Origin of the sequence: Mesorhizobium sp. M7A.F.Ca.CA.003.01.2.1 (assembly GCF_003998945.1) — a bacterium.
Classification (GTDB): Bacteria; Pseudomonadota; Alphaproteobacteria; order Rhizobiales; family Rhizobiaceae; genus Mesorhizobium; species Mesorhizobium ciceri.
The window spans coordinates 1-12,638 of record NZ_RZRA01000042.1; the positions used below are offsets into that span (position 1 = coordinate 1).

Annotated in this window: 13 protein-coding genes and 1 pseudogene; 9 read left to right on the top strand and 5 right to left on the bottom strand. The window is 61.9% G+C overall.

Annotated elements, in window-relative coordinates; all coding sequences use genetic code 11:
- Positions 1–106: 106 nt before the first annotated feature.
- Together EN969_RS03685 and EN969_RS03690 are read left to right on the top strand one after the other, a co-directional pair.
- Positions 107–2,089: an ABC transporter permease subunit gene (locus tag EN969_RS03685; protein WP_063167623.1), complete on the top strand. Its 1,983-nt coding sequence runs from the start codon at positions 107–109 to the stop codon at positions 2,087–2,089.
- Between the two features lie 29 nt (positions 2,090–2,118).
- On the top strand, positions 2,119–2,496 hold the full coding sequence (locus tag EN969_RS03690; protein WP_063167622.1) for a GFA family protein: 378 nt from the start codon (positions 2,119–2,121) through the stop codon (positions 2,494–2,496).
- A gap of 13 nt (positions 2,497–2,509) precedes the next feature.
- On the opposite strand, the gene EN969_RS03695 is transcribed toward EN969_RS03690, so the two are convergent.
- Positions 2,510–3,868: an NAD(P)/FAD-dependent oxidoreductase gene (locus EN969_RS03695; RefSeq protein ID WP_013532892.1), complete on the bottom strand. Its 1,359-nt coding sequence runs from the start codon at positions 3,866–3,868 to the stop codon at positions 2,510–2,512.
- Positions 3,869–4,186: 318 nt separating this feature from the next.
- Between EN969_RS03695 and EN969_RS03700 the strand changes: the two genes are divergently transcribed.
- On the top strand, positions 4,187–4,903 hold the full coding sequence (locus tag EN969_RS03700; RefSeq protein WP_013532893.1) for an XRE family transcriptional regulator: 717 nt from the start codon (positions 4,187–4,189) through the stop codon (positions 4,901–4,903).
- 54 nt (positions 4,904–4,957) lie between these two features.
- Here the strand turns inward: EN969_RS03700 and EN969_RS03705 are convergent, their stop codons facing one another.
- From EN969_RS03705 to EN969_RS03720, 4 genes and pseudogenes are all read right to left on the bottom strand, one after another.
- Positions 4,958–5,998, bottom strand: coding sequence for a DUF3445 domain-containing protein (locus EN969_RS03705; protein ID WP_063167621.1), 1,041 nt, complete (start codon positions 5,996–5,998; stop codon positions 4,958–4,960).
- Positions 5,999–6,007: 9 nt separating this feature from the next.
- Positions 6,008–6,973: a PDR/VanB family oxidoreductase gene (locus EN969_RS03710; RefSeq protein ID WP_063167620.1), complete on the bottom strand. Its 966-nt coding sequence runs from the start codon at positions 6,971–6,973 to the stop codon at positions 6,008–6,010.
- A pseudogene (locus EN969_RS03715) lies at positions 6,970–7,565 on the bottom strand (dimethylamine monooxygenase subunit DmmA family protein). The gene EN969_RS03710 and the pseudogene EN969_RS03715 overlap by 4 nt, the downstream one beginning before the upstream one ends.
- Before the next feature lie 142 nt (positions 7,566–7,707).
- Positions 7,708–8,841: an aminomethyltransferase family protein gene (locus tag EN969_RS03720; protein WP_063167618.1), complete on the bottom strand. Its 1,134-nt coding sequence runs from the start codon at positions 8,839–8,841 to the stop codon at positions 7,708–7,710.
- A 286-nt stretch (positions 8,842–9,127) separates the two neighbouring features.
- Between EN969_RS03720 and EN969_RS03725 the strand changes: the two genes are divergently transcribed.
- The 6 genes from EN969_RS03725 to EN969_RS03750 are packed head-to-tail and all read left to right on the top strand — an operon-like array spanning position 9,128 to position 12,475.
- Entirely contained in the window at positions 9,128–9,415 is a 288-nt protein-coding gene (locus tag EN969_RS03725; protein ID WP_013532898.1) for a hypothetical protein, read from the top strand.
- Between the two features lie 12 nt (positions 9,416–9,427).
- Complete coding sequence (locus tag EN969_RS03730) at positions 9,428–9,805, top strand: hypothetical protein (protein ID WP_013532899.1); 378 nt, start codon at positions 9,428–9,430, stop codon at positions 9,803–9,805.
- Positions 9,806–9,840: 35 nt separating this feature from the next.
- Positions 9,841–10,002, top strand: coding sequence for a hypothetical protein (locus EN969_RS03735; protein ID WP_013532900.1), 162 nt, complete (start codon positions 9,841–9,843; stop codon positions 10,000–10,002).
- 14 nt (positions 10,003–10,016) lie between these two features.
- On the top strand, positions 10,017–11,420 hold the full coding sequence (locus EN969_RS03740; RefSeq protein ID WP_024502594.1) for an amino acid permease: 1,404 nt from the start codon (positions 10,017–10,019) through the stop codon (positions 11,418–11,420).
- 45 nt (positions 11,421–11,465) lie between these two features.
- The gene (locus tag EN969_RS03745) at positions 11,466–12,155 is read left to right on the top strand and encodes a hypothetical protein (RefSeq protein WP_024502593.1); all 690 of its coding nucleotides are present in this window, start codon (positions 11,466–11,468) and stop codon (positions 12,153–12,155) included.
- Entirely contained in the window at positions 12,152–12,475 is a 324-nt protein-coding gene (locus tag EN969_RS03750; RefSeq protein WP_063167617.1) for a hypothetical protein, read from the top strand. The genes EN969_RS03745 and EN969_RS03750 overlap by 4 nt, the downstream gene beginning before the upstream one ends.
- The last annotated feature ends 163 nt before the right edge of the window (positions 12,476–12,638 follow it).

Below are 12,638 nucleotides of genomic sequence, written 5' to 3' on the forward strand. Positions count from 1 at the left end.
GATCACCGCTTGCGGCGTCACCTCGCCGATCGGCTTGCCGCTGCCGTTGACGACCGCGAACGGTGATCGATCTGCTGGCCGGCATTGAGCGTTCCGGAGCCGGCACATGACGGTGACGGCAAGCGCCGGCGAAACACGGTCGCGCCCGGTTCAGGTCTGGCTGCTCGTCTGGGCGGTGGCACTCGCGGCCGTGCTTGTCGTGTTCCTGTTGCGAGACCGCCTGTCCTGGGCGGTCAATTATCCGGCCAGCGCCGTCGTGCCGGTCGCCGATTGGGTCAGCGCGCTGATGCGCTGGATCAAGTCGAACCTGTCGTGGCTCACCCGCTCGATCACCGCGGTGCTCGGCGTTCCGCTCGATTTCGCGCTCAATCTGCTGGCCAAGAATTTCAAGATCGGTCGGGGCGCAGAAGCCTATGTCCTGCCGCGGCTGTCCTGGGTCGGCGTCTGCGCTGCCGCCTTCATCGCGGGGCATGCCGCCGGCGGCAGAAAACTCGGCCTGCTGGTCGGCGGCTGCTTCCTCTACATCGCGCTGTTCGGCCAATGGACCAGCGCCATGCTGACGCTTGGGCTGATCTCCATCGCCGTGCCGTTCTGCATCGTCACCGGGCTGTTCGCCGGCATCTGGGCGTGGCGCAAGCCGTGGGCCGAAAGGCTCATCGTCTCCCCTGCCCTCGACCTGATGCAGACGATCCCGACCTTCGCCTATCTCATCCCAATGCTGCTGCTGTTCGGCAACAGCCCAGTCTCGGCGATGATTGCGACCGCCATCTTCGCCACCCCGCCGATGGTGCGAGCAACGATGCTCGGCCTATCGCGGGTGCCGTCGGAGATCGACGATTTCAGCGAAATGGCCGGCTGCACGGCGCAGCAGAAACTGTGGCGGGTGCTGCTGCCGTCGGCGCGGCCGACATTGATGGTCGGCGTCAACCAGGTCATCATGCTGGCGCTGAACATGGTGATCATCGCTTCGATGATCGGTGCCGGCGGCCTCGGCTACGACGTGCTCCTGGCGCTACGCGCGCTGAAGGTCGGCGAGGCGATGGAAGCCGGCCTTGCCATTGTGGCACTCGCCATCGCACTCGACCGGCTGAGCCAGGCCATCGCGCACAGCCAAGCAAAGGGCCATGTCCATCAGGAGGTAAGCCCGAGCCTCTGGCGGCGCTACCCCAACCTGACGCTGGCCATCGCCATCCTTGTCGTGACAACACTGTCCGGTCTGTTCGTGCCGGCCTTGGCAGTGGTGCCGAAAGCGATCACTTTCACCACGGCGCCGCTGTGGAAGGCGGCGGTGAACTGGGTGACCATCAATTTCTTCGACACGATCGAAGCGTTTCGCGTGGCGCTCATCCTCAATCTGCTGAACCCGCTGCGCGCCTTTTGCGAGGGCTTTCCGTGGCTCGGCGCCGTCTTCCTGCTCGGCCTTGCCGGCTATCAACTCTCCGGCCTGCGTCTCGCCGTCCTCGTCGCCGCGCTGACCGCCTTCTGCGCCATCACCGGCCTGTGGGAAAAGACCATGGCGACGGTCTATCTCTGCGGTATTTCGGCCTTCATCGCCTGCCTGATCGGCATCCCGATCGGGCTGATGGCTTCGCGCAGCGACCGGTTCGAGAAGATCGTCACGCCGGTCATCGATACGCTGCAGGTGCTGCCATCCTTCTGCTTCATCATCCCGGTGGTGATGCTGTTTCGGGTCGGCGACGTCACCGCGATGATCGCGACGATCGCCTTCGCCGTGGTGCCGGCGATCCGCTACACCAATCACGGCATCAGGCAGGTGCCGCCGGCGCTGATCGAGGCGGCCAAGGTGTCGGGCTGCACGCCGCGCCAGACCTTCTTTCGCGTGCAACTGCCGCTGGCGCTGCCGGAAATCATGCTGGGCGTCAACCAGACGATCCTGATGGCGCTGGCAATGATCATCATCTGCGCCATGGTCGGCACCCGCGATCTCGGCCAGGAAGTGTTCATCGCGCTGTCCAAGGCCGATTCCGGCCGCGGCATCGTCGCCGGTCTCGCCATCGCCTTCATCGGCATCGTCGCCGACCGGCTGTTCAACGCCTGGACGGCGAAGGCGCGCGCAAGGCTGGGTTAGGATTAGCCGCCCCGATACAGGAGAGAATGATGACTGGCCGGATCGCTCACTGCACCTGCGGCCAATTGCAGATCCGCTGCCCGCAAGAGCCGGCCAAGGTCTCGCTTTGCCATTGCCTGGACTGTCAGCGGCGGACCGGCACTCCGTTCGGGATCGCCGCTTTCTTCGATGCCGCCGAGACCGAGATCAGCGGCTCATTCCAGACATTCCAACGCGATTCCGACAGCGGCTTTCCCGTCACCTTTCATTTCTGCGGAACGTGCGGCTCAACGGTCTTCTGGTATCCGTCACGAAAACCGGCGGCGGTAGCCGTCGCAGTCGGCTGCTTCGGAGACCCGGCATTTCCGGCGCCGACGCAGTCTGTCTATGGCGAGAGTCGCCACGGTTGGGTCGAGGCGCCGGCCTGACGGCGCCCACTCGTTATTCCGCCGCAACGCCCTTCACCTCAAGATAGCTCTCCATCGAATCATCGAGCGCCTGCAGCCACGGCGTATGATGCAGCGGCGCCATGGTGCCGGTCATCAGCGAGCGGTAGGCGTGGTCGCGGAAGCTCATAATGTCTTCGCCCTTGTGGTGTTCCCATTCCATGAAGGTCTGGTTGACCGCCTCGACGTCGAAACCGGGATAATCGGTCTGGTCCATCAATTCCTTGGTGTAGTCGCCCTGGAACCAGATCATCTGCTCGGCGTCTTCCAGCGTTTCCTCACGCGCGCGCCACTTCGCGCCGTGAGCGGCCATCGCCTCGGCCGAGGGCAGCTTGATGCGGCCCATGATGACGTCGCGGGCAAACCAGGCCTGCGCGTCGAACATATTGAAGGTGTAGAACTGATCCTGCATGCCGATATAGGAAAGCTGTGGGTTCTTCTCCCAGACGACGCCTTCATAGAGATCGAGCGGCCACATGCGGTTGGCTGTCTTGAGCTTCAGATCGTCGGTCAGGAAGGGGAAGGAATGCAGGTACCCGGTGCACAGGATGATGGCGTCGACATCCTTGGTCGTGCCATCCTTGAAATGCGCGGTTTTGCCGACGACCTTCTGCAGCAGCGGCACCTCTTTCCAATTCTCCGGCCATTTGAAACCCATCGGCTTCGAGCGGTAGCTGGAGGTGATGGATTTGGCGCCGTATTTGTAGCATTGCGAGCCGATGTCCTCGGCCGAATAGGAGCGGCCGATGATCAGGATATCCTTGCCCTTGAACTCCATCGCGTCGCGGAAATCATGGCTGTGCAGGATGCGGCCATTGAAGGTGGAGAAACCCTCGAAATAGGGCACGTTGGGTACCGAGAAATGCCCGGAGGCGACGACGACATTGTCGAACTCTTCCGAGTAGGTGACGTCGTTGGTGCGGTCATGCGCGGTGACGGTGAATTTCTTCGTCTCGTCCGAAAACGTCACCATGCGCACCGGGCTGTTGAAGCGCACCCATTTGCGCAAGCCTGATTTCTCGACGCGCCCCTTGATGTAGTCCCACAGCACGGCGCGCGGCGGATAGGAGCCGATCGGCCGGCCGAAGTGCTCCTCGAAAGTATAGTCGGCGAATTCCAGGCATTCCTTTGGTCCGTTCGACCAGAGATAGCGATACATGGAACCGTGCACCGGATCGCCATGCTCGTCGAGACCGGTGCGCCAGGTGTAGTTCCACAGGCCGCCCCAGTCCGACTGCTTTTCGAAGCAGACGATCTCGGGAATGTCGGCGCCCTTGTCGGCCGCCGATTTGAAGGCCCTGAGCTGTGCCAGGCCGGATGGGCCGGCTCCGATGACGGCAACGCGACTTTTCATGGCAGGCCTCCCGATCTGGTTTCGACTTTTGCCTTGACGCAACTCCCAAGGGGAAAGCGCTATGCGCTTTTTCCGGAATTGCTCTTACGAAACAAATTTCACTCACAGGGACAGTAATTGGCCCTTTCGTGCTGTCAACAGCCCGGTGCGGAAACAACGTTCCGCCGATGTGGATTTCCCGCAAAAAACCGGACGCGGCCAAACGCCGGATCGTGCGCATGTGCTTTCAGGCGACTTGCCGTCGCAGTTGCGCTGCTGTATCGGCACCTGACATGTTCACCTAGAGTGAAATAAATCCGCAGGAGTGCCGGGGGCGACATGGCGAAGAAGGTTTCCGATTCCAAGGCTGGTCCAGCCGGTGCAAAGGCCAAGCCGCAGCCAAAGGTCTCGGCCGACGGGAAAACCATCCGCGCGCCGCTGACGCAGAACCCGCATGCCATTCGCGACACGCGCGAAAAGGTGCTGGAGGTGGCGATCGGCCGCGAGGTGCGCGCCTTCCGCAAGAAGCTCGGCATCACCGTCGCCGATCTGGCGGTCGCCACCGACATTTCGCTGGGCATGCTGTCGAAGATCGAGAATGGCATCACCTCCCCGTCACTGACCACCTTGCAGGCGCTGTCGCGGGCGCTCGGCGTCCCGGTGACAGCCTTCTTCCGCCGCTTCGAGGAAGAGCGCAGCGCCGTTTTCGTCAAGGCCGGCCAAGGCCTCGATGTCGAGCGCCGCGGCACGCGCGCCGGTCACCAGTACAATCTGCTCGGCCATATCGGCTCCAACACCAGCGGCGTCGTCGTCGAGCCCTATTTGATCACGCTGACCGAGGATTCCGACGTGTTTCCGACCTTCCAGCATGAGGGCATGGAATTCCTCTATATGCTCGAGGGCGAGGTCGTTTACCGGCACGGCAGCAATCTCTACCCGATGAAGCCCGGCGACAGCCTGTTCTTCGACGCCGACGCGCCGCACGGGCCGGAACAGCTGACGAAACTGCCGATGCGGTATTTGTCGATTATCTGCTATCCGCAGAGCGCGGGTTGAGCGGGACTCGATCTCCCCCCACGAGGGGGAGATCGGCAGCTTCGCGGGCGTCGCTCAATCCGGCCCGAACCCAGGGCTCGTCGGGCTGCCGTCGTCGAGCTTCGACAGCCACTCGACCAACGTTGACCTATATCGGGTCAGGCCCTTGTAGTTGCCGAGTTCGTCGGGCAGGTCGCGGATGACACGGTGCAGGCGCCGGGCCCATTTTGGTTGCGTCACCAGCTCATCCATCTTGATCAGATAGCAGCGGATCGGAAAGACGATGCCGTTCGAGCGCGGCAGGCGCCAAAAACTCTGCAGCTCGACGCGCAGATGCACTTTGTCGCCGACATTCTCCGGCGTCACCGTAGCCCGGTCCGGACCCCATTTGTGATAGTTTTCGGGGCTGGTGTCGAGGCGCGGATTGATGGTCATCGTCCAGTTCAGGCGCCTGGCCGGCTTGCCTTGCTGGATGTTGGTGAGGAATTTCAGCGCCCTGACAAAAATCCCCTTCTCATGCGCCAGCGGCACCGGCGCGTGCCATTCGAAAAAGTTCATGCCGATGTCGAAATCGAGCGACCAGTCGGCTTGGGTGGTGACCATGCCGGCATCCATCCACAGATTGCCGTCGCGCTGGTCGAGGATGCAGAAGTCGCCCTGGCTCTGGCGGGTGATGTACTCCATCGGGCCGTAAGGCAGCGTCGAGGTGTCGCCGAAGGTGAAGGTGTCGTCGATGCCGAGCGGCCGGTTGATCCAGCGCCAGCGGTCGCCGTCGCGGGTCAGTGTGAAATGTTCGGGATAGCCCAGCGCCTGCTGCTCCATCAGCAGTTCCAGCAGGTCCCAGCCGGCCAGCGTCATGTGCGGCAGCGACTGGCAGCGCAGCGGGTCCTCGGCCAGCACCAGCGCCCGGTCCTGCATCTCGGCGACATAGTGCTCGTCGACGTCGATCAGGTTTTCCAGCACGCTGCCTTTCGGCCCGACGACATGCGGCTCGATGTTGACCGCATACATGTAGGCGTCTTCGTGGAAAGGGAACGGGAAGCGCCTGATGTGCTCAGGGCTGTTCCTGAAGGTGAAGTCGTCGCGGAACGTTTCCTTGCGAAAGGTGATGCCCATGATTTCCTCCTAGCGCTCCAGGACCAGCGACCGGCCCTCGAAGCGCGACACGCACGGCATGATCTTCTTGCCCGAACGGTGCTCTTCCTCGCTCAGCCAGTGGTCGTTGTGGATGAACTTGCCGTCGCAAGAGATGACGTTGGTTTCGCACTGGCCGCAGACGCCGCCGCGGCAGAGATAGGGCGGATCGACGCCGGCCGCTTCGATCGCTTCCAGCAGGCTCTGCTGCTCATCGACGCGGATCGTCTTGCCGCTGACGGCAAGCGTCACGTCGAAAGGCAGGCCAGGCTGGGGGGCCGCGAAATGCTCGAAATGCACGGTTTCCGATGGCCAACCGAGGCTTGCCGCGCGATCACGCACCCAGTTGATCATGCCGGCCGGGCCGCAGACATAGAGATGCGTGCCGAGCGGCTGCGTCGACAGCAGCCGGTCGAGTTCGATGCGCTCGTCAAGGTCGTCATGATAGAGCCTGACCCGTCGGTCGTAGCGCTCGCGCAGCACATCGGCATAGGTGCCGAGCGATGCGGTGCGGCAGGTGTAGTGCAGTTCGAAATTGCCGCCTTCCGCCGCAAGCTGAGCGGTCTGCGCCATGAACGGCGTGATGCCGATGCCGCCGGCCAGCATCAGATGTTTTTTGGCGCGCAGGTCGAGCGAGAACAGATTGACGGGATAGCTGACCACCATCTCCATGCCGGGCTTGACGTTCCGGTGCATGAACAGCGAGCCGCCGCGGCCGACATCGTCGCGGCGCACCGAGATCGTGTATTCGCGCGTGTCGAGCGGCGAGCCCATCAGCGAATAGGGGTTGAGCCTGGTGCGTTCGCCGTCGCGCATCTCGACCACGACATGGGCGCCGCCGGAAAAGGTCGGCAGCAACTCGCCGTCGCGCCGGCGGAAATGGAAGCGGGTGACGAGGTCGTTGACCGGGACGACGTCGCTGACCACGACATCGAGTTTTGTTGTTCCGGCGCTCATCGGAAAACCTCCTCCATCGGAGGAATCTCGCTGCGATCCTCGGCGTTGATGCAGACGCCCTGGAACGCCGCGATGCGCCTGGAATAATGATCGCGCACCAGAAGCAGCAGGCCGCAATGCGCGCAGGTCGCCGGCTGCGTCGTCACATTCTCGGTGATGCCCTTGCAGTGGACGCATTGCATGCGCCGCGCCAGCGAACCGCGGTGCTCGGTCTGGATCGAAGTGTGGTCGATGCCGGCTTCAAGCGCCACCTGCATCGCCTGGCCGATCAGGCCCTCAGTGCCGGCGAGATAGAGGCGCAGGCCCATATGCGCATTTGCCAGTGTCTGCCTAAGCCGTGGCAGCAGGCTGGCGAAGGATGGCGACAGATGAAACTGCACCGGTCTCAGCGCTTCGAGGGCTGCGGTGTGTTTGCCGTCAGGCCCGGGAATGAAGACGATGTCGGCGTCGTCGAAAAACCCGGGCGGCGCCCTCCCGGCCATCTCCGCTATCGCCAGCGCCCCTTCCGCATCCGCGATAAAAAGATGATGCTTGCGGGCTGCGGAGACAAGGTTCCGTAAACAGGCCGGCTGATGATGCTTTTGGCTGCCATTTAAGTCTTCGTGCCTTCGAGCGCTTCACCGTTTCATAGAAACGGCGGACCGCTCTATCTCTTTGCTTTGACGCAATTCCGGACGGAAAACCGTTTCACACTTTTCCTGGAATTGCTCGAACCCCTCGCCGTCGACTATGCCTCAACCTTTCGCCGTGCGCTTGGTCTTCTTGGGATCGTCGAATGGCAATGGCTGGGCGGTGGCCTTGATGGCGCCGCTCCTGTTGCGGATTTCGAGCTTGGTGTCCTTGACCGCGCAGTCGACGTCGAGGCGGGCGATGCCCATCGATTTCTCGACCAGCGGCGAATACATGGCGCAGGTCACCACGCCCACCTTCTTGCCGTCGCGATAGACCAGCGCACCCTCATCGGCCGGCTCCTTGCCGTCGAGCAGAACGCCGTAGATCTTGAAGCGCTCCTTACCCTTGAGGCGATAATGCTCCTCGGCGCCGCGAAAGCCGGTCTTTCCGGGGCTGACGGTGAAGTCGAGGCCGAGTTCCCACAGCGTGTCGCCGGGTCCTTCGTTCTCGAACGGGTATTTCTGCGAATTGTCGTAGGGGTAGAACAGCAAGTAGCTTTCCACCCGCAGCATGTCGAGGGTGGTGAAGCGGCACGGAATGATGCCGGCGCTCTTGCCCTCGTCGAGAATCCTGTCCCAGATCGTGCCGGCATCCTGGCCGCGGCAGAAGATCTCGTAGCCGCGCTCGCCGGTGTAGCCGGTGCGCGAGATCATGACGGGCAAACCGAACAGTTGCGTCTGCATATGATGGAAATAGTTGAGGTCGCGAATGCCCGGCACGTGCTTGGCCAGATAGTCGACGGCGGTTGGCCCCTGCAGCGAAAGATCGTGCAGATTGTCGTCGAAGCGCAGCGACACGTCGCGGCCCATAGCCGCCCGCTGCAATTCTTCATGGCCGGTGCCCGAACCATGCACGACCATCCAGGCATTGGGGCCGGTGCGGTAGAGGATGCAATCGTCGGTGAATTTTCCCGCCTCGTTCAGCATGCAGGCATAGGCCGACTTGCCGGGATAGATCTTTTCGACGTCGCGCGTCGTCGCCAGGTCGATCAGGTGTGAAGCATGCGGCCCGGTGATGTGCACCTTCTTGAGGCCGGAGACATCCATCAGGCCAGCCTTGGTGCGGATGGCGATGTACTCCTCGTCGGCATCCTTGTCGTAGGTCCAGGCGGTTCCCATGCCGCTCCAGTCTTCGAGCTTCGAACCGAGCGCTCGGTGGCGATCCGCCAGGGTCGAAAATCTCCAGGATGCCGTCATCCGCTCGTCCTCCGTTTCGATAATGCTCTGCTGTTCCCTGCCCCCTGCGCAGTGGCGGGAGCTTTGACCGAATATTGATCGCAAACGCCAGGACGCCGCAATACCCATAAGCAATTAATTTCATTGTCAGGCAAAATCCACCGCGCAAAGCAAACAGTTAACCTCACGTAAATCGCGCTTGACAATTGCGGGATTCGGACTGAATTTATGAAAAAAATTTCACTCTCTTGAAAGAGGGCAGCGGCCGGCCAATTCGGGGCCTGGCGTTGGAAAAAGGGGAAAACCGATGTCAGACATGCAACAGCGCATCGAAGCGCTGTACCGCTCCGACGTGCGCGGATCTGCGCTCCTGATCGTCTGCCTGTGGGCGACGATCCTCTTCGTCCTGCTCATGACATGGCCCTACATCCCGCACAGCGGCATCAAGGCCGTGGTCGCGATCGCCGCCGCCGCCGTGCTGATCTTCAACACGGCCGCCATCCTGGCGATGGTCAAGCACTACAAGGAAGACAAGGAATTCATCTACGGGCTCGACATCAAGAACGCCGACGCATTCCGCAACCGCAAGTCCTGAGGGGTAGAAGAAATGTCCCGCTACACGCCGCCGGAGCAGAGCAAGGCCGGGCAGGTTTTCGACATCGCCGTCGTCGTCGTCGCCATTTTCGTGGCGCTGTGGCTGCCGCTGAAACTGGGCCTCGCCGGTGCGGCGAAATCCATCGACGCGCTCGACGCCAAGACGTGGGAAGCGCTCGGCCAGAACCCGACCATGGCCTCGATCTGGGAAAAGCTCGGCTACACGCCCGAGACCGCGCACGACATCATCCAGAACCGCTTCCATTATGTCATCGACTGGCCGACGCTGATCATAATGGCTGCGGTGCTGATAGGCTATTTCGTCTTCCTGTTTCGCGCATCCGACCGCGAATATCGCGACGTCATCAACGAAAAATTCGACGACAAGTAAGAGTTCTGAGGACGATTTAATTCGGGGACACGATCATGTGGGTGGCACTCTCTTACGCATGCTGGGGCATCTCGATCGTGCTCGCTTTGTGGATGCTTTACGACTGGTTCAAGGTCGACACGACCTTCTCCGAAGAGGTGCTGACCTCGTCGCGCGAAGGCGAACTGGAAGCCACTTCCGAAAAACACCGGATCTGAGTGAGGATTGAACAATGACGATCGCACTTGAACCGGCTGCCCCGGCTGTCCAAGGGGACAGAGTTTCACTCCTGCGCGTGCTCGGACCGGCCCATGTCTGGGCGCTCGGCGTCGGCATCGTCCTGGTCGGCGAATTCACCGGCTGGAATTTCTCGGCGGACAAGGGTGGCGCGCTGGCCGCGCTCATCGTCTGCTGGGTCGTCGGATTGCTCTACACCTCGGTCGCGATGATCGATTCCGAGGTGACATCGACCGTGGCCGCCGCTGGCGGCCAGTATGCGCAGGCAAAGCACATCGTCGGACCGCTGATGGCGTTCAACGTCGCGCTGTTCCTGGTCTTTGCCTACACGATGCTCGAAGTGTCCGACGCCATCCTGCTCGGCGACACCATCGTCGCCAAGGCCGGCGTCGAAGGGCTCACCCACAATTCCTTCATCGCCGCGACCATCGTCGTGCTGGCGTGGCTGAACTATCGCGGCGTGCTGATGACGCTCAACGTCAACTTCGTCATCACCGCGATCGCCTATATCTCGATCGTCATCCTGTTCTTTTCGGTCAGCCCGTGGACGCAAGGCGCGGTGCTGAAGCTGAACGAACTGGTCACCCCAGGCAATGCGCTTCCCTATGGCTGGATCGGCGTCATCGCCGCCTTCCAGTTCGGCATATGGTACTATCTCGGCATCGAAGGCACCACACAGGCCGCCGAGGAAGTGCGCTCCCCGGCCCGCTCGCTGCCTTACGGCACCATGGCCGGCATGATCACGCTTTTGATCGCGGCGGCCATGACCTGGTATGTCTGCGCCTCCCTGATGCCCTGGGAATATCTCGGCATCACCTACTATCCACTGTGGGACGCCGGCAAGCTGACCGGCAGCCCGCTGCTCGAGAACCTGTTGTTCGTCGCCACGCTGCTCGCCGCGCTGGCGTCGGCCAATGGCTGCATCAACGATGCGGCGCGCGCCTGGTTCTCGCTCGGCCGCGACCGCTATCTGCCGACATGGTTCTCGGCCGTGCATCCGAAATATCGCACGCCCTATCGCTCGATCCTGTTCCTGCTGCCGATCGCGCTGGCCTTCGCCTTCATCGCCGACCTCAACCAGGCGATCACCTTTTCGATCCTGTCGGGGGTGCTGCAATACACGTTCATGAGCATCAACATCATCATGTTCCGCAAGAAATGGCCGCTGGGCTCGATCCGCCGAGGCTACACCCACCCCTTCCATCCGATCCCGGCCATGGTGCTGTTCTGCCTGTGCGTGGTGACCTTCTTCGCCATCTTCCTCGGCTTCGGCTCGCAGCTGATCGCCATGGTCGCCTTCTACTTCCTGATCTCGCTGTGGTTCCACTTCTACCGTTACAAATTCGTGCGGCGCGGCGACCAGTTCACCATGCCGTGGCCAAAGCCGCAGGGTTATTGATGGGAGTAGGCCCGTCCGGATCCCGGGCGGGCCTGGCATGAGAAAATGTCCGATCTGACATCAGCACTGCTGGCCGGGGCCATTGTCCTGGTTGTCGTTCTCCACCTTGCCTGGCAAGCGCGTGCCAGCCGCAGCAGGGCATCGATGGCGCTCGCCGTCGAGCAGGACCGCATCCGCACAATCATCGCCGATGCTGCCAATGTTTCGGATGGCACCGCCGGCGTCATCACCTGGGAAGGATCCTGGAACAGCAAACGTGTCCAGGTGCGCACCATCGTCGATACGCTGGCGACGCGCAAACTGCCGGCGCGCTGGCTCAGTGTTTCGATCACCGAAGAGGTCGCGGTACCAGCCACCTTCGACATGATGATGCGGCCGGGCTCGCCGACGACCTTCTCCAATTTCGATCATCTCGAGCATACGCTGCCCAAGGCTCCGGGATTTCCCGCCGAGTCGGTGCTGCGCACCGACCGCAGGGCGGCGCGCTTTCCGCAAGGCCTGATCGCCAGCCATATCGAGATCTTTTCCGAAGGGCGCGCCAAGGAACTGCTGATCACGCCCAAGGGTATACGCATCGTCTGGCTTCTGGCCGAAGCCGAGCGGGCGCGCTATGGCGTTTTCCGGCAGGCCGAATTCGGCGACGCCGCACTCGATCCCGCGCTGATCGAAAGGCTGCTGATGTCGGTGTCGGCGCTTCGCGACGCGATCAACAAAAGCGAACGGCAGGCCGCATGACCAGTTCCGCCACTGCACCCGCCAATCCCTATCTGGTTCTCGGCGCCGCAATCGTGCTGCCGGGAAGCGGGCACGTCATTCTGGGCGTGCCGGTGCGCGGCCTTCAATTCCTTTTCTTCATGGTGATCCTGGCATGGGTGACGGCCAAGATCGCGCCGCCCGATGCCAGCTTCGTCGGCCGTCACGCCGGCGGCTTCCTGATCTATGCTTTGTCGATCCTGGACGCCTACAAGCTCGCCCGCATCCGCACCGCCAAATGGGTTCACAACGCCCGGCAAGGCAACGATAGTGGGCAGAGCGGCATTGAGACGCATAGGTAATTAGAGGAATATTTTTTTCATACGATTGAATTTGCGGACCTCATTCGATACATCATTTTCAGAGTTGCAAACGATCTCTTAGCTACAAAACGTCGGGAGGCTGACATGTGTGGAATTGTCGGACTGTTTTTGAAGGACAAGTCGCTGGAACCCCAGCTTGGCG